Annotated in this window: 19 protein-coding genes and 1 tRNA gene; 12 read left to right on the top strand and 8 right to left on the bottom strand. The window is 65.8% G+C overall.

Translation table 11 applies throughout. The features are described from left to right. Positions 1–12 precede the first annotated feature (12 nt). From gspL to ACMG4O_RS11315, 4 genes are read left to right on the top strand one after another with little or no spacing between them, the layout of a single operon-like run. Entirely contained in the window at positions 13–1,164 is a 1,152-nt protein-coding gene (gene gspL / locus ACMG4O_RS11330; protein WP_335628889.1) for a type II secretion system protein GspL, read from the top strand. Further along, on the top strand, positions 1,161–1,685 hold the full coding sequence (locus ACMG4O_RS11325; RefSeq protein WP_335628888.1) for a type II secretion system protein M: 525 nt from the start codon (positions 1,161–1,163) through the stop codon (positions 1,683–1,685). Before gspL ends, ACMG4O_RS11325 begins: the two co-directional genes overlap by 4 nt. Before the next feature lie 3 nt (positions 1,686–1,688). Then, positions 1,689–2,477 (top strand): DUF1461 domain-containing protein, encoded by a 789-nt coding sequence (locus tag ACMG4O_RS11320; RefSeq protein WP_335628887.1) that lies wholly within the window; start codon positions 1,689–1,691, stop codon positions 2,475–2,477. A gap of 13 nt (positions 2,478–2,490) precedes the next feature. Then, on the top strand, positions 2,491–4,479 hold the full coding sequence (locus ACMG4O_RS11315; protein ID WP_335628886.1) for a PEP-utilizing enzyme: 1,989 nt from the start codon (positions 2,491–2,493) through the stop codon (positions 4,477–4,479). 188 nt (positions 4,480–4,667) lie between these two features. Here the strand turns inward: ACMG4O_RS11315 and metH are convergent, their stop codons facing one another. Next, positions 4,668–8,369 carry a methionine synthase gene (metH, locus tag ACMG4O_RS11310; RefSeq protein WP_414433812.1) on the bottom strand — a complete coding sequence of 1,234 codons (3,702 nt, stop codon included), beginning with the start codon at positions 8,367–8,369 and terminating at the stop codon, positions 4,668–4,670. A gap of 153 nt (positions 8,370–8,522) precedes the next feature. On the opposite strand from metH, the gene ACMG4O_RS11305 reads away from it, so the two are divergent. Further along, a complete protein-coding gene (locus ACMG4O_RS11305; RefSeq protein WP_194856013.1) occupies positions 8,523–9,038 on the top strand; it encodes a DUF6580 family putative transport protein in 516 nt (171 codons plus the stop codon). 105 nt (positions 9,039–9,143) lie between these two features. Beyond that, on the top strand, positions 9,144–9,911 hold the full coding sequence (locus ACMG4O_RS11300; RefSeq protein ID WP_142948758.1) for a DUF481 domain-containing protein: 768 nt from the start codon (positions 9,144–9,146) through the stop codon (positions 9,909–9,911). A 53-nt stretch (positions 9,912–9,964) separates the two neighbouring features. Here ACMG4O_RS11300 and ACMG4O_RS11295 read toward each other — a convergent pair. Beyond that, positions 9,965–10,041: transfer RNA gene (locus tag ACMG4O_RS11295), tRNA-Pro, on the bottom strand. Between the two features lie 139 nt (positions 10,042–10,180). On the opposite strand from ACMG4O_RS11295, the gene ACMG4O_RS11290 reads away from it, so the two are divergent. Next, positions 10,181–11,296 (top strand): methyltransferase, encoded by a 1,116-nt coding sequence (locus tag ACMG4O_RS11290; RefSeq protein ID WP_414433811.1) that lies wholly within the window; start codon positions 10,181–10,183, stop codon positions 11,294–11,296. 591 nt (positions 11,297–11,887) lie between these two features. Here ACMG4O_RS11290 and mtnC read toward each other — a convergent pair. The 5 genes from mtnC to ACMG4O_RS11265 are packed head-to-tail and all read right to left on the bottom strand — an operon-like array spanning position 11,888 to position 15,261. Beyond that, the gene (mtnC, locus tag ACMG4O_RS11285; protein WP_414433810.1) at positions 11,888–12,571 is read right to left on the bottom strand and encodes an acireductone synthase; all 684 of its coding nucleotides are present in this window, start codon (positions 12,569–12,571) and stop codon (positions 11,888–11,890) included. Beyond that, positions 12,571–13,116 carry a 1,2-dihydroxy-3-keto-5-methylthiopentene dioxygenase gene (locus ACMG4O_RS11280; RefSeq protein WP_142950145.1) on the bottom strand — a complete coding sequence of 182 codons (546 nt, stop codon included), beginning with the start codon at positions 13,114–13,116 and terminating at the stop codon, positions 12,571–12,573. The genes mtnC and ACMG4O_RS11280 overlap by 1 nt, the downstream gene beginning before the upstream one ends. Before the next feature lie 31 nt (positions 13,117–13,147). After that, positions 13,148–13,777, bottom strand: coding sequence for a methylthioribulose 1-phosphate dehydratase (locus ACMG4O_RS11275; protein ID WP_414433809.1), 630 nt, complete (start codon positions 13,775–13,777; stop codon positions 13,148–13,150). After that, a complete protein-coding gene (gene mtnA / locus ACMG4O_RS11270) occupies positions 13,777–14,820 on the bottom strand; it encodes an S-methyl-5-thioribose-1-phosphate isomerase (protein ID WP_414433808.1) in 1,044 nt (347 codons plus the stop codon). The genes ACMG4O_RS11275 and mtnA overlap by 1 nt, the downstream gene beginning before the upstream one ends. Then, positions 14,821–15,261, bottom strand: coding sequence for a hypothetical protein (locus tag ACMG4O_RS11265; protein ID WP_185956974.1), 441 nt, complete (start codon positions 15,259–15,261; stop codon positions 14,821–14,823). A 114-nt stretch (positions 15,262–15,375) separates the two neighbouring features. Between ACMG4O_RS11265 and ACMG4O_RS11260 the strand changes: the two genes are divergently transcribed. Together ACMG4O_RS11260 and ACMG4O_RS11255 are read left to right on the top strand one after the other, a co-directional pair. Next, positions 15,376–15,828 carry a DUF2489 domain-containing protein gene (locus ACMG4O_RS11260; protein WP_228548171.1) on the top strand — a complete coding sequence of 151 codons (453 nt, stop codon included), beginning with the start codon at positions 15,376–15,378 and terminating at the stop codon, positions 15,826–15,828. Positions 15,829–15,942: 114 nt separating this feature from the next. After that, positions 15,943–16,611 carry a hypothetical protein gene (locus tag ACMG4O_RS11255; protein ID WP_142950142.1) on the top strand — a complete coding sequence of 223 codons (669 nt, stop codon included), beginning with the start codon at positions 15,943–15,945 and terminating at the stop codon, positions 16,609–16,611. A 60-nt stretch (positions 16,612–16,671) separates the two neighbouring features. On the opposite strand, the gene ACMG4O_RS11250 is transcribed toward ACMG4O_RS11255, so the two are convergent. Then, positions 16,672–17,325, bottom strand: a complete 654-nt coding sequence (locus ACMG4O_RS11250; RefSeq protein WP_348322135.1) for a hypothetical protein — start codon at positions 17,323–17,325, stop codon at positions 16,672–16,674. A gap of 207 nt (positions 17,326–17,532) precedes the next feature. On the opposite strand from ACMG4O_RS11250, the gene ACMG4O_RS11245 reads away from it, so the two are divergent. The 3 genes from ACMG4O_RS11245 (at position 17,533) to thrH (ending at position 20,246) form a co-directional block, all read left to right on the top strand. Further along, positions 17,533–18,447 (top strand): 5'-nucleotidase, encoded by a 915-nt coding sequence (locus ACMG4O_RS11245; RefSeq protein WP_142950140.1) that lies wholly within the window; start codon positions 17,533–17,535, stop codon positions 18,445–18,447. A 118-nt stretch (positions 18,448–18,565) separates the two neighbouring features. Then, positions 18,566–19,540, top strand: coding sequence for an HTH-type transcriptional regulator CysB (cysB, locus tag ACMG4O_RS11240; RefSeq protein WP_142950139.1), 975 nt, complete (start codon positions 18,566–18,568; stop codon positions 19,538–19,540). Between the two features lie 85 nt (positions 19,541–19,625). Then, entirely contained in the window at positions 19,626–20,246 is a 621-nt protein-coding gene (thrH, locus tag ACMG4O_RS11235; RefSeq protein ID WP_286875046.1) for a bifunctional phosphoserine phosphatase/homoserine phosphotransferase ThrH, read from the top strand. Positions 20,247–20,415: the final 169 nt, after the last annotated feature.

Genomic DNA, 20,415 nt, shown 5'->3' with positions numbered 1-20,415 from the left:
AGGATTCTTATTGTGGCCGATTCAGCATTGATCTATCTGGCCCCGGGGGCATTTCAGGACGCACTGGCCGACGCCAGGGTGTTGTTCCAGGAAAGCCGCGCGGACAGCCCGCGCCAGGGCAGCCTGGGCGAGGCGCTGGAAGCGCTCTCCGGGCGGGCGGTGAACCTGGTGGTGACCAGCGCCGAAGCGCTGCTCACCGGCGTCACCCTGTCGCGCAAGCAGGCCCGCCATTTGCAGCGGGTGCTGCCCTATCTGCTTGAGGAGCAGTTGCTGGAAGCGCCGGAGCAGCTCTGGTTCGCGTCCGGCAAGGCCGAGCACGGCCGCTACCCGGTGGCGGTGATCAACCGGCCCAATCTGGAAGCGCTGATCGACCTGTGCCGCGAGCACCGGGTGCGCCCGCAGAGCCTGAAAGCCGACGCCGACCTGCTGGCCGCCCAGACCCCGGTGCTGATCACCGTGGAAGGGTGGGGCACGCTGATTCTGGAGCGCGACCAGGCGCTGGTGGCCGACGACGCCCAGCGCGAAGCGGTGCTGGCGCTGCACGGCGACGACGAACTGCATTTCACCCGCCTGGAAGACCCGGCCACGCTGTGCGATCAACTGCAGGCCGCGCTGGCCGCCGATCACGGCGTGGAGATGCTGCAGGGGGCCTTTTCACAACGGCAGAACCAGGCCAGCGGCCCGTCCCCCTGGCAGCCGTGGAAACCGGTCATGGGGCTGGCCGCGGCGGTGTTCTTTATTGCCCTGGCGGCGGTCTGGGCCCAGCAGTGGCGCTACCAGAAAGCGGCCGACGAGACCTTCGCCCAGGCCGCCGAGCTGTACCAGTCACTGTTCCCCGGCGACCGCGCCACCTCCGGCCTGCGCCGCCAGTTCCAGGCGCGCCTGGCCCGTTTGGGCGGTGACGGGGACGGCGGCGGCGGGACCCTGTTCCGCGTCCTGCCGGCGGTGGCCTCGACGCTGTCGCAAAGCGAAGTGGAACCCAAGCGGCTGCAGTTCGATCAGCGCGACGGCAGCCTGCTGCTGGATCTGGGCGCCAAGGAATACAACCAGGTGGAGAAGCTGCAGGGCGCCCTCAACGAGAAAGGCGTACGCGCCACGATTGCCAACTACCGGAACGGCGCCACCGGCGTCACCGCCCGGGTGAAAGTGGAGCAGGCGGGATGAATAAGAATCTGCAACAGGCACGGGAAAAACTGGACGCCAAACTGGCGCCGGCCCGGGCCTGGTACGAGCAACGGGAACCCCGCGAACAGCGCATTCTGCAGGCCCTGGCGCTGCTGGTGGCGGCGGCGCTGGTGTACTGGCTGATCTGGCAGCCGGCCTGGGACGCCCGCGACGCGGCCCGCCAGCGCTATCTCGCCAACCAGGAAACCCTGGCGTGGATTGAAAGCAACGCGGACGCGGTGCGCGCGGCCCGTGGTGGCGGCGGCAATACCGGTGCCGACCTGGGCCCCAACTGGACCAGCAATATCAGCCGTTCGGTGCAGTCCTACGGGCTGACCCTGCGTGGCTTCACGCCGGACGGTAACCGTTCGGTGCGCATCCAGATGGAAAACCAGCCCGCCAGCGAGATGCTGCTCTGGCTGCAGGCCATGGAGGAAAAGGGCCTGACCCTGGCGACCATGGAAATGAGCGCCGGCGACAAACCGGGCACCGCCTCCCTGCGTGCCACCCTGGCGCGCTGATCCGTGGCGAAAAAAGCCACCCGCAAAAAAGCCCCGCGACGGCCCGCCGGCGCCCCAGGCGCCACCGGCGGGGCCGCGCTCACCGCCTGGTTCTGCTACGCGCTGACCACGGTGGTGCTGGCCCTGGGGATCACCTGGGCCCTCTACGCCCAGGCCGATTACGGCTACGCCTTCTGGTATAAAACGCTGGATATCGACCGGCACATCGAGCAGTACGGGCCCCTGAACCGTTTCCAGCGGGCGGATTTCGAGGCGCTGGACGCCGACCAGCACATCGAGCTGTTTCACCGCATCCGGGTGGCGGTACACGACGGTGGCGAGGGGCTGGCGTCGATCCGCTATCCGGACCGCCAGGGCACGCCGGTGACCCTGCTGCGGCCCGCCGAAGTGCAACACCTGCGCGACGTCGCCCATCTTATCGACAGTGGCCGCTGGGCCCTGGCGGTGGCCTTCCTGGTCTGGCTGCCGCTGGCCGCCGGGGTGGCCCGCCGGCCTGCGCCGGATTGGCGGCGGCGGGCGCTGGTCGCTGTGACCCCGTTGCTGGCTATGGTAGTTTGGCTGCTCGTTTCCGGGCCTGAAGCGGTGTTCTACCAGTTCCATATCTGGCTGTTTCCCGCCGACCATGAGTGGTTCTTCTACTGGCAGGACTCATTGATGAGCACGCTGATGAAGGCGCCGGTGCTGTTTGGCGGCATTGCCGTGGTGCTCGTGGGGGGCACCCTGGTTCTCACGCCGTTGTTCTACCGTGGCGGTCTCTGGCTGATCGGGCGCCTGCGCCGCGGCCCACTCTGATAATTAGATATTCATGAGCATAGATGTATTGGCCGCCGACGAGCGCGGCGACGAGAACGTGCAACGCTGGCTGGCTTCCGGCTTGCCGGTGCCGCCGAGCTGGCGTATTTCCCGCCAGGCCGTGCTGGAGCAGGACACCGACGGCCTGGTGCGCCGGCTGCGCGCCTTGCCGCGCATGTTTAACGGTGAGCGTTACTGGGTGCTGCACCAGGGGGCCATGAACGCGGAGTCCCAGCGCGAGAGCCTGCTCAACCTGGATTCCGACGAAGCCCTGGCGGCGGCCCTGACCACGGTGTTCGGCCGCGACCCGGCCCCCGAGCAGGTGGTGGTGCAGGCGTTGCCCCGCCAGCGTGCCGCCGGGGTGCTGTTCACCCGCCACCCGCTGCGTCAGGATCTGCCGCACATGGTGGTGGAAGGCGTGGCCGAAGGCGGCGCCGAACGGCAGCGCCTGATTTTCGATGAGGACGGGCGCCTGGTGTATCGCGCCGACAGCGACGCGGTGGCCCTGGATCAGGCGGTGCCCGCGTCCCAGTTACTGGCGCTCGGCGAGCAACTCAAACGGGGCTTCGAACGGCCCCAGGCCGGCGAATGGATCCATGACGGCGAACGGCTGTGGCTGCTGCAGACCCTGCCGGTGGGCTCGCTGCCGGTGCCCAAGGAAGTCTGGACCCGCCGCGCCACCCCGGCCCTGTTCAACCAGGCGCTGACGCCACTCTGGTACACCCTGGTCGGGCGCTGGCTGAAGACCCATTTCTGGCGACGCCTGGTTGAGAAGCACGGCTGGGACGATCTCGCGCGGATCGAACCCTACCGCCGCCAGCAAAGCCACCTCTACACCAACAGCGAATTTTTCCGCCGCCTGCGCGAGCACCACCCCGGCGCGGCGGCCAAGGTGCCGCCCGCCTGGCAACCGCTGGAAAGCGTGGCCGGCAACCCCGGCGCCGGCAAGCCGGCCGGGCGGCTGCAGCATTGGCGGCAGAGCGGCGAACTGGCGGTGATCGGCCGGCGGCTCAAGGGCTGGCGAGCGCCGCACCGGGACCGCGAACGCCTGTGGCGCAGCCTGATGGAACTGGACCGTATCGGCGAGCGTCTGGCCGCCCAGGAGGGCGCGCTGGCCTATCTGTCGCTGCCCGACCGCCTGCTCGCCGAGCGCGACCCGGTTCCTCTGGCGCTGCTGCTCAGCGAGGTGGAAATGGCCGCCCTGCGGGCGGTGCTGGCCGGCGACCGGAGTGCGCTCGAGGCCAGCCGCCTGCGCACCGGGGCGGACCCGGTGCACGCCCCGCTGTGCGACCAGCCGGCGCAGTTCCAGAGCCTGCGCACGCCGGCGCGGCCGCCGACACTGCACGAAGAGATTCCGCCGCACCTGGATCAAAGCCTGTTGCGGCTGGCGCGGCGCGCCCGCGGGCTGCGCTTCGCCGTCGGCAACCGGCTGCGCACCCTGTTGGTCGACGTGGCGGCGCTGCTGGTGCGCGACAAGCTGCTCGCCCACCCGGACGACGTCTTCTTTCTCTACTTCGACGAGCTCTGGGAACTGTGGATGCAGGGCAGGGTGCCGGCGTCCGCCTCCGGCGACGTGATCGGCCAGCGCAAGGTGCGCTACCTGGAAGACGCCCACGCCGGCGCCCCGGACTGGAAGATGGATCGCATCGGTTTCGGCTTCGGCGGCGGTGGCCGGCTCAGCCCGGTACTGCGCGGCGCCACCCTGGTGCCCGGCACCGCCAGCGGCCCGGTGCGCCGCCTGTGCAGCGCCTGGGCCCTGAACCGGCTGCAACCCGGCGACATCGTCGTGGTGGACCAGGTCGACCCCAGCTGGGCCCCCTGGCTGGTCCAGGCCGCCGGCCTGGTGATCACCGGCCGCGACCCCGCCAACGTCGCCGCCAGCCTCGCGGTCGCCTGCGCCATCCCCGCGGTCTGGGACGTCAGCGACGTCATGCACAGCGTCGTTGACGGAAGGAGAGCCACGCTCGATGAGCGTGGCGAGTTAATAGTTAACAATGAATAGTTAATAGCGAGAGCAGTTAACAGTTAACAGTGAAAAGTTAATAGTGGCGCGGGTGGGGCCGGGGAAGCGGAGCGGCCGTGCCCGCGCTGCTTAGGCGGCCAGCTTCCCGCCACCCCAGAAGCGCGGGCACGGCCCAGGAATCAGCCCGCGATCCCACCCGCGAACTGTTCACTGTTAACTCTTAACTATTAATTGTCGTCTATGTATCCGAGCAAGTGCGGCACCATCTTCTCGATGTCCTTGCGCGACATGCCTTTGCGGGCCGCGTAGTCGTCCATCTGGTCCTTGCCGAGCTTGCCGGTGCCGAAGTATTTGGATTCCGGGTGCGAGAAGTACCAGCCGGACACCGCCGCCGCCGGGAACATGGCGTAGTGTTCGGTGAGCGTCATGCCGGCGTTTTTCTCCGGCTCCAGCAGTTCCCACAGCAGGCTTTTCTCGGTGTGGTCCGGGCAGGCGGGGTAGCCCGGCGCTGGGCGGATGCCGCGATACTTTTCGGAAATAATGTCCTGGTTGCTGAGCGTTTCGTCGCTGTCGTAGCCCCAGAATTCCTTGCGCACCCGTTCGTGCAGGCGTTCCGCGAAGGCTTCGGCGAGACGGTCCGCCAACGCCTTGATCATGATCGAGGAGTAGTCGTCGTGGTCGGCTTCGAAGCGCTGCACGTGCTCGTCGATGCCGATGCCGGCGGTGACCGCGAAGCCGCCCAGCCAGTCGGTCTTGCCGCTTTCCTTCGGGGCGATGAAATCGCTCAGGCAGTAGTCCGGCTTCTGGTTCTTGCTGCGGTCCAGCTGCTGGCGCAGATGATGCAGCGTCATGAACGGCTGGTCGTCGCCGGGCTGGCGGTACAGATGGATGTCGTCCATGTCGGAATGGGCGGGCCAGAAGCCGATCACGCCGCGGGCGGTGAGCCACTTTTCGTTGACGATTTTATCCAGCATCTCGCGGGCGTCGCTGTAGAGCTTGGTGGCTTCCACGCCGACCACTTCGTCTTCCAGGATGCGCGGGAACTTGCCGGCCAGCTCCCAGGAGCGGAAGAAGGGCGTCCAGTCGATGCGCTCCACCAGCTCGTCGAGGGGGTACTCCTCGAACACCTTGAGGCCTTTAACCTTCGGCTCCGGCGGCGTGTAGTTGTCCCAGTCCGGCTGGAAGCGGTGCTCGCGGGCCTGCTCGATGCTGATCAGCGAGCGGTCCACCTGCTGCTGCTTGCGGCGTACGCGCAGGTCCTCGTAGGTCTGTTTGATCTCCGCCACATAGTCCGCTTTCTGGGTTTTCGAAAGCAGGCGTGAGGCGACGCCCACGGCCCGGGAGGCGTCCGCCACGTGGATCACCGGGTTGTGGTAATTGGGGTCGATCTTCACCGCGGTATGAATGCGGCTGGTGGTGGCGCCGCCGATCATCAGCGGTTGCTCCATGCCCAGGCGCTCCATCTCACTGGCCACGTGCACCATCTCGTCCAGCGACGGGGTGATCAGGCCCGACAGGCCGACGATGTCCACCTTCTCCTGGCGGGCGGTTTCCAGAATCTTGTCGCAGGGCACCATCACGCCCAGGTCGACCACGTCGTAGCCGTTGCACTGCAGCACCACGCCGACGATGTTCTTGCCGATGTCGTGCACATCGCCTTTCACCGTGGCCATCAGAATCTTGCCGTTGGCCTCATCCTGGGTGCCGAGCTCTTCCTTCTCTTTTTCCATGTAGGGCAGCAGGTAGGCCACCGCCTTTTTCATCACGCGGGCGGACTTCACCACCTGGGGCAGGAACATCTTGCCTTCGCCGAACAGGTCGCCGACCACGTTCATGCCGTCCATCAGCGGGCCTTCGATCACGTGCAGCGGGCGCTCCGCGTTCTGGCGCGCCAGCTCGGTGTCCTCTTCCACGTAATCGGCGATGCCTTTCACCAGGGCGTGCTCCAGGCGTTGCTCCACCGGCCAGGAGCGCCACTCCTGGTCTTCCTTCTTGGCTTCTTTTTCGCCGGAGCCTTTGTACTTCTCGGCCAGGTCGAGCAGCCGCTCGGTGCCGTCGTCGCGGCGGTTGAGCACCACGTCTTCCACCGCGTCGCGCAGTTCGTCGGGGATGTCCGCGTAGATCGCCAGCTGCGACGGATTGACGATGCCCATGTCCATGCCGTTTTTGATGGCGTAGTACAGGAACACCGCGTGGATCGCTTCGCGCACCGGGTTGTTGCCCCGGAACGAGAAGCTGACGTTGGACACGCCGCCGGAGATCATCGCGTGGGGCAGGGTGCGCTTGATTTCCGCCACCGCCTCGATGAAGTCCACCGCGTAGTTGTTGTGTTCCTCAATGCCGGTGGCGATGGCGAAGATGTTGGGGTCGAAAATAATGTCTTCCGGCGGGAAGCCCACTTCCTCGGTGAGCAACTTATAGGCACGGGTACAGATGCGGACTTTTTCGTCGCGGCTTTCCGCCTGGCCGTCCTCGTCGAACGCCATCACCACGGTGGCGGCGCCGTAGCGGCGGATCAGCCGGGCCTGGTCGAGGAAGGCTTTCTCGCCTTCCTTCAGCGAGATGGAGTTGACCACGCCCTTGCCCTGGATGCATTTGAGGCCCGCTTCGATCACCTCCCACTTGGAGGAGTCGATCATGATCGGCACCTTGGAGATTTCCGGCTCCGCGGCCACCAGATTGAGGAAGCGCACCATGCACTCCTTCGACTCCAACATGCCTTCGTCCATGTTGATGTCGATGATCTGGGCGCCGTTCTCCACCTGGTCGCGGGCCACGTCCAGGGCGGTGTCGTAATCCTCTTCCTTGATCAGGCGCAGGAAGCGCTTGGAACCGGTCACGTTGGTGCGCTCGCCGACGTTCACGAACAGGTCGTCCGGCGCGATGTTGCAGGGCTCCAGGCCGGACAGGCGGCACTGCACCGGAATCTCCGGCAGGCGGCGCGGCGTCTTGCCGTGCACCGCCTCGGCGATCGCCGCGATGTGCTCCGGGGTGGTGCCGCAGCAGCCGCCGATGATGTTCAGAAAGCCGGAGTCCGCCCACTCGCCGATTTCCCGCGCCATGGTGTCGGCGTCCAGGTCGTACTCGCCCATTTCATTGGGCAGGCCGGCGTTGGGGTGCGCGGAGACATGGAATTCGCTGATCCGCGACAGCTCTTCCACATAGGTGCGCAGTTCCATCGGCCCGAGGGCGCAGTTCAGGCCCATGGAGATCGGCCTGGCGTGACGCAACGAGTTGTAGAACGCCTCGGTGGTCTGGCCGGTCAGTGTCCGGCCGGAGGCGTCGGTGATGGTCCCGGAGATCATCACCGGCAGATCCAGACCCTTCTCGTAGCAGTACTGATCCACCGCGAACACCGCCGCCTTGGCGTTGAGGGTGTCGAAGATGGTTTCGATCAGAATCAGGTCGATGCCGCCTTCCACCAGGCCGTCGATGGCGTCCAGATAGGACGCCACCAGCCGGTCGAAATCGGTGTTGCGGTAGCCCGGGTCGTTCACGTCCGGGCTGATGCTGGCCGTGCGGTTGGTGGGGCCCAGCACGCCGGCCACGAAGCGCGGGCGCTCCGGGGTGGCGACGGCGTCCGCCGCGCGGCGCGCCACCCGGGCGGCGGCCACGTTGATCTCGCGTGCGAGATCTTGCATATCGTAGTCCGCCATGGCGATGGCGGTACTGTTGAAGGAGTTGGTCTCGACGATATCCGCGCCGGCGTTCAGATAATCGCGATGCAGCTGTTCGATCATCTCCGGCTGGGTGATGCTCAGCAGGTCGTTGTTGCCCTTCAGGTCGGAAGGCCAGTCCGCGTACTGGCTGCCGCGATACTGCGCTTCGGAGAGCTCCAGGCGCTGGATCATCGTGCCCATGCCGCCGTCGAGAATGACGATTCGCTCCCGGAGGAGGGCGGTGAGTTGTTCGCGGCGGTTCGAGGACATGCAAGGCTCCGTCATTGTGTGGCCCGTGGAAAACCGGGGCGCGCATTATACCGGCTGTGGCCGGGTTACCCAACGTGGCAGGTGCGTTATACTCCCGCCCATTGAACAGCGCCGCTCTCCCGCGGCGGTTTAGGACAGTGTAAGGGGAGTTTGATGCGTCGTACCGTGATCGTAGTGCTGGCTTTGGCCGGCTTCGCTTTTCTGTGGCGCGTGGTGCCGCACGATTTCAATATGACGCCGATGGGGGCGCTGGCGTTGTTCGCCGGGGCTTATTTGCGCCAACCCCTGGCCCGGGTACTGGTGCCGCTCGCCACCCTGGTGGCGTCCGATCTGATTCTCGGCTTCCATGATACCGCCTTGTACGTCTACGGCGCCTTCGCCGTGATCGCCCTGGGCGGGGTGCTGCTGCGCCGACGGGGCCTGCTGGCCCACACCGGCGGCGCGGTGGCGGCGGCACTGCTGTTCTACGCCGTCACCAACTTCGGCGTCTGGGCCGCCGGCGTGCTGTATCCGGCGGACGCTTCCGGCCTGCTGGCCAGCTACGCCGCCGGTCTGCCGTTCCTGTGGAAGACCCTGGCCGGCAATGTGTTTTTCACCGTGCTCTTTTTCGCTGTTTTCCAGCTGGTGGAGCGCTACCAGCCGCACACACAGAGCACCGAATCCCGTTGATCGAGGCCCGCGGCAAGCTCTGTTCGCGTTGGCTTGCCGTGGCCACCCGTACGTTCAAAGCGATATCCCCGGGTACCGGATCGACAATCACTTCGAGGAGGAATAATGCGTAAAAATTGGTTGGCCCTGGCGTGCGGCGTGGCGGTAATGCCGGCGATGGTTCACGCCCAGGAAGCGGAGCAGGAGAGTGCTCAGGAGCGCGCCTGGGACATCGAAACGGAGGCGTCCTACCTCCTCTCGCGGGGCAACAGCGAATCCGAGTCGATTGTCGGCAAGGTCAACGCCGCCCATGACGGCGTCAACTGGCGCCAGACCGCCAAGGCGGAAGCCGTCAACACCATGAGCGATAACGATGATGGCGAGGAAGAGCGCACCGCGGAACGCTACTACGCCTCCTACAAGCTCGACCGCAAACTGACCGACAACAACTATCTGTTCAACGTGCTGACCTACGACAAAGACAACTTCTCGGGGTTCCAGTATCAGGCCAGCTACGCGCTCGGTCTGGGTCGCCGTTTCCTGGAAACGCCGGCGCACACCCTGGACCTTGAAGCCGGTCCCGGTTACCGCGTGGAGTGTCTGGAGCCGGAGGATTCCTATACCGGCTGTGACAACAAGGATGAAAGCGTGATCGCCCGTTTCGCCGGTAACTACAAATGGACGATCAGCGAAAACGCTTCCTTCCGTCAGGCGGTTTCCACGGAAGTGGGCGAGGACAACACCTCGGTGCGTTCCGAAACGTCCCTGACCTCGAAGATCAACGATCACTTCGCCATGCGTCTGAGCCACCTGGTGACCCGTGATTCCGAAGTGCCTGACGGCACCCACAACACCGATCAGGAAACCAGTGTGTCGCTGGTCTACACCTTCTGATTGTCGATCGCCAGGCAATAAAAAAGCCGACCCGAGGGTCGGCTTTTTTAATTTGGTCGGAGTAGCAGGATTCGAACCTGCGACCCCTACGTCCCGAACGTAGTGCTCTACCAGGCTGAGCTATACTCCGAATGTGCGGCGTATTCTAGCAGCGAAATTTGAGAATGCCACCGTTTTAACCCGGCGGATGTACCGGTTGCGCATATTCTGGCCAAAGCCGGGTGCCACGGGCACAATGCGCGCTTCCTGAGCTTGCTCCCACACTGATTATGGCCGAAGCCAACCTGGGCCCGCTGGCCCTGAAACGCTGGCCGCACCGACGCGGCGACCCCTTGCTGCCGTTCGACGCGGCCGACCGCTATCTGCTCAAACAACTCGACGGGCACCGGCGCGGGCCGGCCACGCTGGTCCTCAACGACCAGTGCGGCGCCCTCTGGCTCACCGCCGCCGCGTCCGGCCCGGCCTGGAGCGCCGGCGACGACTGGCTGTGCTGGCGCGCCGCCGTCGCCAACGCCGAGGACAACGGCCGCGCGGCCCCCGGCGACGCCTGGCTGTGGCCCTGGCAAACGCCGCCCCGGGCGCCGGATCAGGTGCTGCTGCGACTGCCCAAAGCGGTCTCCCTGCTGGAAGCGCAGCTCGCCTGGCTGGCGGACTACCTGCCGGCGGGCACCCCGGTATGGCTGGCGGGCATGGACAAGCATCTGCCGGCCCAACTGGTGCCGCTGCTGGAACACTGGCTCGGCAACGGCCGCGCCGGGCTCGGCTGGAAAAAAGCGCGGCTGTTCACCGCCGAAGCACCCGGCGCCGCCCTGCGCGATGCGCCGGAACCGGCCCGCGTGGCCGTTCCCGAACGGGGCTGGACCCTGCAGGCCGGCCCCGGCGTATTCGGCCGCCGCCATCTGGATATCGGCGCCCGCTTTCTGCTCGACCACCTTCCCACCGACGTCAGCGGTGATGTCGCCGACCTGGGCTGCGGCAACGGCGTATTGGGGCTGAGCCTGGCGGCGGACAACCCGGCGCGGGTCACCTTCTGCGACGTCTCCTTCCTGGCGGTGGAAAGCGCCCGCGCCAACGTGGCCGACCACGACCGGCAACCGGAGCGCCACCACTTCCACCTGGGCAACGGCCTGGAAGGCATCGACAAGCAGTTCGACCTGATTCTGCTCAACCCGCCGTTCCACCGCGGCCACGCGGTGGACGACCGGGTCGCCCGCGGCCTGTTCCGCCAGGCCGCCCGCCGGCTCGCCCCCGGCGGCGAACTCCGCGTGGTCGCCAACCAGCACCTCGGCTACCAGCGCCCGCTCGGCAAGCTGTTCCCACGCGTGGACACCGTGGCCCGCAACGCCAAGTTCGTCATCTTTCGCTGCATTAAGGGCAGCCCTTAGTGGGAGAGCACTCTCCATCAGGGGCGAGGTACCGGGCAGGGTTGTGGGAGCGGGCCCTGCCCGCGAAAGGGTGGCATTAGCCACCCGGCAGGATCCCAGAGACTTTTCTCTCCAGAGAGCCCGCCCCGGGATCGGGTGTGTCCATCCAGGACACGCCACGAGTACATCCCTGTAGGCTCGGCCGGGCGGCGGACCGCTTTGGCCATCCCTGGCCAAACACGGTCCTGGATGGGCACACCCGATCCCGGGGCTCCTTGGGAGATTCGCCGCCACAAACCCCACTTCGTAGAAAGGTCCAGGCGGTGTTCTGACCCGTGGCGGTGCCGCTGCAAAGTGAGCGGGGCAATGGTGGTGCCTGGAGGGACCTATTTGGCCAGGGATGGCCAAATGAGAGCGGCCAGGGATGGCTTGAGCGATCCCGGAAGGCACCACCATTGCACCGCGTCTCGGATACGGAGCAACCGAACACCGGAACGATAAAGGTCTCTGGAATCCTGCCGGGAGCTCCGCTCCCTTTCGCGGGCAGGGCCCGCTCCCACAAGGGCCTGACACAGCCTCTGGAGGGAACCCCCCCGGGCTAAACGCCGAGCGCTAGAAGGAAGCAGGATCGATGGCGTCGAAGTCGGTAACCCTGGGGTGGACACCGTCGGGCAGGGCGTTGTCCCGATCCAGCAGCACGGTGTGCAGGCCGGCCTCGCGGGCGGCGTCGAGTTCGGCTTCCACGTCGGAAAGAAACAGAATCTCGTGGCCGGGCAGGCCGATGGCGTCGCTGATGCGCCGGTAGCTGGTGGCTTCTTTCTTGCCGCCGCTGGTGGTGTCGAAATAGCCCTGGAACAGCGGCGTCAGGTCGCCGGCTTCCGAGTAGCCGAAGAACAGCTTCTGGGCGGCCACCGAACCGGAGGAGTAGACGTACAGCGGGAAGCCCTGGTCGTGCCAGTCGCGCAGCCGCCGGGCGGCGTCCGGATAAAGGTGCGCCTGGTAATCGCCGTTGCGGTAGCCGCTTTCCCAGATCATGCCCTGCAGCGCTTTCAGCGGCGTGGCTTTGCGGTCCTGATCGATCCAGGCGCGCATCAGCGCGGCGGCCTGTTCCGGCGTGTCCAGGGTTTCACCGCTGTCGCGCCGCGCCGCCGCCACCTGTTCCGCCACCGCCGGGTCGTCCCAGTGGCGCGCCAGAAAGTCGCCCATCTGGTCGGCGGCGTAGGGGAACAGCACTTCCTTGACGAAGCGGATGCTGCTGGTGGTGCCTTCGATGTCGGTGAGAATGGCGCGGATCATCAATTCTCCAGACGATTAAAACGCTGGGCGATGTCGCTGCCGGTGAAGTTGGCGACCCAGCCTTCCGGGTTATTGAACAAGCGGATGGCGGTGAAGTTGGGGTTGGGCCCCATATCGAACCAGTGCGGGGTGTTGGCCGGCACCGAGATCAGGTCGCCTTTGGTGCACAGCACTTCGTAGATGCGCTCGCCGATGTGCAGGCTGAACAGGCCCTGGCCGTCGACGAAGAACCGCACTTCGTCTTCGCTGTGGCTGTGTTCCTCAAGGAATTTTTCCCGCGCCGCCTGCTTTTGCGGGTGCTCCGGGGTCATGCTGACCACGTCCACGCTCTGGTAGCCTTCCTCGTCGATCAGCCGGTCGATTTCCCGGCGATAGACGTCCAGCACTTCTTCCTGGCTGGGCTGCTCGGTGAGTGCGCCGACGGCCTGCCATTGTTCGTAGCGAATGCCCACCTTGGCCAGTTCCTCGGCCATGGCCAGCTTGTCGTTGATGATCTGTTCGGGTTGCTCGGGATGCCCGTCGCGAAACACTTTCAAATTACTCATGGGGTTTTCCTCCTCAGGGGGCCGCCGCCGATCAGCCCAGGCGGCGCCGGTCCAGTTCCACGGCCAGCAGGGTTTCCAGCGCTTCCAGCTGGCGATAGCAGGCGCCGATGTCCGCCGCCCAGGTGTACAGGCCGTGGCCGCGGATCAAGTAGGCGTGGCCGGCGTCGCCGGCGTCCATGGCCCGGTCCACCTCGGCCGCCAGCGCGGCGATGTCCTGGCTGTTTTCAAACACCGGAATGGTAAGCCGCGTGTCATGGGTTTGCACGCCGTGCAGGGCCTTGAGCAGCTCGTAGCCTTCCAGGGTGATGTGGTTGGCGGGCCAGTGCATGGTGAGCACCGTGGAGGCGTGGCTGTGGGTGTGCAGCACCGCGCCGCAGTCCGGCAACCGGCGGTAGAGCTGGGTGTGCAGCAGGGTCTCGGCGGAGGGCTTGCCGTCGCCGACGGCGGCGCCTTCCATGTCCACCACCATGATGTCGGTCTCTTCCAGCAGGCCTTTGTCGCGGCCGGAACGGGTGATCGCCGCGTGGTCCTCGTTGAGGCGCAGCGAATAATTGCTGCTGGTGGCCGGCGACCAGCCCTGGCCGTAGATGCGGCGGCCGGTGGCGGCCAGGGCGCGGGCCGCTTCCCGGTAGGCGCTAGTGGAGTAGGGGCGGTGACTCATCAGGACCTCCGGTTCAGGCGCGACAGATGCTCGGCGACGCTGGCCGCGTCCGGCGAGTGCACCACGCCGCTTTCGGTGACGATGGCGGTGATCAACGAGGCCGGCGTCACGTCGAACGCCGGGTTGTAAACCGGGCACTGTTCCGGTGCCAGAGGCTGGCCGCCCACCCGGCGCACTTCGTCGGCGGCACGCTCCTCGATGACGATACTGCTGCCGTCGGTCATGGCCGGGTCCAGGGTGGAATCCGGCGCCGCGACGATGAACGGCAGACCGTGGTGACGGGCCAGCACGGCGAGCCCGTAGGTGCCGATCTTGTTGGCGGTGTCGCCGTTGGCGGCGATGCGGTCCGCGCCCACCACCACCGCATCGACGCGGCCCGCCGCCATCAACATGCCGGCGGCGCTGTCCGCCACCAGGGTGACGGGAATGTTTTCCTGCATCAGCTCCCAGGTGGTGAGCCGGGCGCCCTGCAGCCAGGGGCGGGTCTCGCCGGCGATCACCTCGCGCAGATGGCCGCCGCGCCAGGCGGAGCGGATGATGCCCAGGGCGGTGCCGTGGCCGCCGGTGGCCAGCGCGCCGGTGTTGCAGTGGGTATAGACGCGGGCGTCGTGGGGCAGCAGGGCGGCGCCCAGTTCGCCCAGGCGCAGATTGGCGGCCTGGTCGTCCTGGTGAATGCTCTCCGCTTCGCGGGCCAGGCGGCGGCCCAGGGCCTCGCCTTCCAGGTCGGCGCCGAGCCGCTGCAGGCGCTCCAGGGCCCAGAACAGATTGACCGCGGTGGGGCGGCTGGCGGCCAGGGTTTCCAGCGCCGGGCGCAGTGTTTCCAGGGACGCGCGCCGGCCCAGGCCCAGGGCTTCCAGCGCCAGGCCGTAGGCGGCGGTGATGCCGATCGCCGGGGCGCCGCGTACCGCCATGTCGCGGATCGCGCCGGCGGCGCCGGCGGCGTCGTGGATCGCCAGCCACTCGGTGCGTAACGGCAGATGGCGTTGATCCAGCAGCAGCAAATGATCGTCGAGCCAGCGGATGGCGGGACTATCAATGGGCATTCAGGGCCTCTCGGTGTCGCGGGGTGGGTTGAGCTCGGGCTTGTGGTAGCGGCGGCGAATCCAGTTGGCCGCGCGCAGCACCCTCGGGCGGCGCATGATAGCGCGTTCCATGCGGTATTTCCCCGGAAAAGTGCTGACCATCAGCGCGATCAGAATGGTCAGAATGCCCTGGCCGGGCAGCACCAGCATCAGGATGCCGGCGGCCAGCAGCACCAGCGCCAGGGCGTTGCGCACCAGCCAGAGGCACCAGCCCAGCGGGCCCCGGTAATGGAGCGGCCGGCTGGGGGTGTTGAAGTAATCCTGGGGCATGCGCACCAGCAGCCAGGGAATCGCCAGCATCGACGCCACGGCCATCACCACGCCGGTGACGGTGAGAATCGGCAGCAGGGGCTGGAGCTGTTCGAGCAGGGGTTGCCAGTCGCGCTGGAGGTTCAGATCCAAAGGCGTTGCCTCTCCGTGGGCGGCGTTGCGGTGGTGTTCATGGGTTGCTGATGCCACGTGCCGTACAATGGTGGCTTGTAGGTCGCAAATCAATCGCTTTAAGGATGCACCGGCATGGCTTGGAAGTTGGTACTCGTGGCCCTCATGGGGCTCGCCATAGGCGCGCTGCTGGGGATGTTGATCCTGCGGGCTTCGCGCAAACGTGAAGAGCGGCGCCGGCAGGCCGCCCGGCATCTCGACGTGCTGGAGAACCTGAGCATTCTCTGCCGCGCCCTGCTGCAGGAACAAGTGGACAGCGCCGAGGCCAGCATCCGCATCAGCGTGCTGCTGGACTGCCTACCCCAGGGCATTGAGCCGAAAGTGGATCTGGCGGCGATCCACCGTCTGGCGGAAGACTGTGGTCACTTCACCCGCGGCGAGCAGCGCCGCGAGCTGGCGCCGGCGGAGCGCAACCGTCAGGACGTGGCGCGGCTGCGCCTGGAGGAAGAGCAGGGCGCGGCGGTGCGTGCCGCCGCCGAGCGCCTGGCCGGCGTGCTGGACGCCTGGCGTGCACGGGTCGCCGTCTGATCCGCTTCGACTGACCCCACAGACAAGGCCCGCAGTCGCGAAGGCGGACGTTTCCGGCGCGGGCTTGAATTATCATCCGCGGCTTCTGAATCGCAGTAAGCCGAGCCGATAATTATGAGCCAACCCACCCTTTACGTGGCCTTTCCGGCCTCCGACGAGTTGCGCGACCGGATCGACGCCTTCCTGGAAATTACCCGCGAAGAACCGGACAGCAACCATGTGCAGGAACTGGAAGCGATCATGGATCCCTTCCTCGACGAAGTGCTGCACACCTACTTCACCGGGCCCATCGACGCGGTCAACGCCAAGGGCACCGCGGTGAACGTGATCCTTGGTGCCATGAAGGTCATCAGTAAAGCCGCCCACGGCCTGGCCGGGCGCCTGATGCGCAAGACCAGCGTTGAAGAGCAGCGCGCGCTGGCCGAGCACTTCCGCAACCTGCGGCTGGAGAAGGACGGTCAGGTCTACATCGGTTACCCGCTGTCGCCGGCGCTGGCCGAGCGTGCCTCGCTGGTGTTCCAGGAATTCGCCGACGGCAACGGCCAGATGCCGCGCCTGGTGGAAGTGATGGACGGCATCAGCGCCGGCGCCATCGAGAACTATCTCGACAAAACCGTGGGCAATCTGGAGCTGGGCCGTATCAATCGCGGGCTGGTGTCCGGTGCCCGCGCCACCATCAAGAAGGCGTCCGCGTCCTCGGTGGAGAAGGGCATTCCGGCGATGGAAAAATCCCACCAGAAACCGGTGGTGGCGTATTTCGAGTCGCTGCTGCTGCAGCCGTAACCCCGTTCAGCCGGCGTGAAGCGAAGCGGCCCGGGTGGTGATGCCCGGGCCGCTTTGCGTTCAGCTTGAGGGGGTGGCGCCGCCGGAGTCTCCGGAGCTCGCCGCCTTTTTGGCGGGCGCCTTGCGGGCCGCCTTCTTCTTGGCCGGGGCTTTCTTCACCGCGCTCTTTTTGGCGGCGCTCTTTTTCGCGGTGCTTTTCTTGGCCGCGGCTTTCTTGGCGGGGCTCTTTTTAGCCGCGCTTTTCTTGGCGGCGGCTTTCTTGGCCGGTGCCTTGCGGGCGGAAGGGCTGACCCGCTTCTCGATGTCCTTGGCGCGCTTCTCCAGATCCTTCTGGTACTGGTTGATCACCTTGGCCAGGCTGTTGGCCTGTTTGGCAGTGGCCTTGAGCACCTTCACTTCGGTTTCCAGAAAGCGCTTGCGGGCTTCGGAGTCGTCCACCCGTTTGCGGGCGTCGTCCACGGCCTTGCGGGCGCGGTCGAGCTGGCGCTGCACCGTGGCGTTGGCTTTGTCCCGGTACTCGTTCTGCAGTTTCTCCAGCCGGTTGAGGCTGTCGCGGCGTCGCTTCATCTCTTCGTTGACCCGTTGGCGGGCCTTATCGAGCTGAGATTCAAGCTGGGCGATCTGCTTGTCGCGTTCATTATCAAAGCGCTCGGCGAGCTTGCGAATCTGCGCCTGCAGTTCGTCGAGACGACCTCTTACCTTATTAACGGCCATGGATGACTCCCTTTCCCCGTGCTGATTTGGGTCCGCGGTGCGGACGTCCAGGAAACTGTATGTCACATTTTTAAGCTGGACAACCGCCAAGGGGGTTGGCTTTGCAGGCTTTCTGGTCAATTCCTGTAACACGGTGGTCGTGTTGTGGTTTTATCGGACAGCGGTGATACTGCGCCCAATTGAATGACGGTGGAAAAAAGGTGGGCTATGCCGGCGTCCTTTGACGGAAAATTGGTGGTGGCGATCAGCTCCCGGGCCCTGTTCGATCTCAGCGACAGCCACCGGGTGTTCGAGAAGGAAGGCCTGGACGCCTACCAGGATTATCAGATCGCCCATGAGGACGACGTGCTGCCACCCGGCGACGCCTTCCCTCTGGTGACCAAGCTGCTGGCGATCAACGAGCTGGAAGAGGGCGCCGGCCGGGTGGAGGTGATCCTGTTGTCGCGCAACAGCTCCGACACCGGCCTGCGCGTGTTCAATTCCATCGAGCATTACGGTCTGCCGATCACCCGGGCGGCGTTCGCCGGCGGCGAAAGCCCGCACCGCTATGTGTCCGCGTTCGGCGCCCACCTGTTCCTGTCCACCGATCCCGAGGACGTTCGCCAGGTTCTGGACGCCGGCTACGCCGCCGCCACCATTCTTTCCGGCGCCGGGCTGCAGCATAAGGACGACCTGCTGCGTATTGCCTTCGACGGCGACGCGGTATTGTTCTCCGACGAGTCCGAGCAGGTGTTCCAGAGCAGCGGGCTGGAAGCCTTCACCGCCAGCGAAAAGCAGGCCGCCCGGCAGCCGCTCAGCGACGGTCCGTTCAAGGCGTTTCTGGAAGCCCTGCATCAGATTCAGCGGGAGTTTTCCCCGCAACGCTGCCCGATTCGCACCGCGCTGGTCACCGCCCGCTCGGCGCCGGCCCATGAACGGGTGGTGCGCACCCTGCGCGGCTGGGGCATCCGCCTGGACGAAAGCCTGTTCCTGGGCGGGCTGCCCAAAGGGCCTTTCCTGAAGGCGTTCGGCGCGGACGTGTTCTTCGACGATCAGCAGGGCCATTGCGAATCGGCCCGGGAACATGTGGCCGCCGGCCATGTGCCCCACGGCATTTCCAACCCGCGCCCGGAAGACGCCTGACGCGCCCGCCGGCTTCCCGTTGCCAGCGTCTTTGCTTGCCTCTATGCTTGGAATGCATAATTTCGGCTATTCTTATAACTCCGCGTAAACGGCGGGTGTCGCCGGCAAGGAGCATTCGATGAAGCTGCAGCAGCTACGCTACATCTGGGAAGTGGCGCGCCATGACCTCAACGTATCCGCCACCGCCCAGGCGTTGTATACGTCGCAGCCGGGCATCAGCAAGCAGATCCGCATGCTGGAGGATGAACTGGGCGTGGAAGTGTTCGCCCGCAGCGGCAAACACCTGACCCATGTGACGCCCGCCGGCGAGGCGATTCTGCGCATCGCCGGGGAAATCCTGCAGCAGACCGAATCGATCAAGCGGGTGGCCCAGGAGTTCCGCGACGAAACCAAGGGCGATCTGAGCATCGCCACCACCCACACCCAGGCGCGCTACGCGCTGCCGCCGGTGATCCAGCAGTTCACCAAGCGTTTTCCGGACGTGTCCCTGCATATGAACCAGGGCACGCCCATGCAGATCGCCGAGATGGCCGCCGACGGCAGCGTCGATTTCGCCATCGCCACCGAAGCGCTGGACCTGTTCTCCGACCTGGTGATGATGCCCTGTTACCGCTGGAACCGGACCGTGGTGGTGCCCGAGGGGCACCCGCTCACCGAAGTCAAACCGCTCACCCTGGAAGCCCTGGCGGACTACCCGCTGGTCACCTATGTGTTCGGTTTCACCGGGCGCAGCAAGCTCGACGACGCCTTCGCGCGCAAAGGGCTGGAGCCGCGGGTGGTGTTCACCGCCGCCGACGCGGACGTGATCAAAACCTATGTGCGCCTGGGCATGGGCGTGGGCATCGTCGCCCACATGGCGGTGGACCCGGTGCAGGACAAAGGCCTGGTGAATCTGGACGCCGGCCATCTGTTCGAACCCAGCACCACCCGCATCGGCTTCCGCAAGGGCACCTTCCTGCGCGGCTTTATGTACGAATTCCTGCAAACCTTCGCCCCCCATCTCACCCGCGAGCGGGTGGACGCGGCGGTCCGCGCCAGCACCCGCGAAGAGCGGGAGGTGCTGTTCGCCGACCTGGACCTGCCGGTGCGCTGACGCGCCCGGCGGCGATCCCTGGCCGTTGCAAAGCGCCGGGCGCGCGGCTACATTGTGCCCGCCTTCAACGACCTAGGGGATCATCGTGGAATTGCTTTGTCTCGATTTGGAAGGGGTGCTGATTCCGGAAATCTGGATCAACTTCGCCGAGCGCACCGGTATCGACGAGCTGCGCGCCACCACCCGGGACATTCCCGACTACGACGAGCTGATGAAAATGCGGCTTGGCATCCTCGACCAGCACGGCTACGGCCTGCCGGACATCCAGAAGGTGATCGACACCCTGGACCCGCTGGACGGCGCGGTGGAATTCGTCGAATGGGCCCGCGAGCATTTCCAGCTGATCATCCTCTCGGACACCTTCTATGAGTTTGCCCGCCCGCTGATGCGCAAGCTCGGCTCGCCGACCCTGCTGTGCCACCGCCTGGCGGTGGACGACAACGGCCGCATCACCGACTACATCCTGCGCCAGAAAGACCCCAAGCGCGCCTCGGTGAAAGCCCTGCACACCCTCAACTACCGCATCATCGCCGCCGGCGACTCCTACAACGACACCACCATGCTCAGCGAAGCGGACCAGGGCATCCTGTTCCACGCCCCCGACAACGTCATCGCCGAATTCCCCCAATTCCCCTCTGTACAGAGCTACGACGCTTTGAAAGGGGAGATCATTAAAGCGAGCGAAAGGGATATTCCGCTTAGCTAGAGGCTTCGTTGAGAGCAGTTAATAGTTAATAGTTAATAGTGAACAGTTAATAGTGCGCGGTCAGGGTGGCAGCGGCATCGAAGGCCGTGCCCGCGTACATTGCGTTTGAGCAACGCCTGCCTTGCTAGATCGCAAACCTCGCAGCCGCGCACTGTTTTCCGCTGTTAAC

The sequence above is a fragment of the Alloalcanivorax venustensis genome (assembly GCF_047495515.1).
GTDB classification, from domain to species: Bacteria; Pseudomonadota; Gammaproteobacteria; order Pseudomonadales; family Alcanivoracaceae; genus Alloalcanivorax; species Alloalcanivorax venustensis.
Note: the sequence above shows the minus strand (reverse complement) of the source record. Positions and strands in the feature narration are given on the sequence as shown.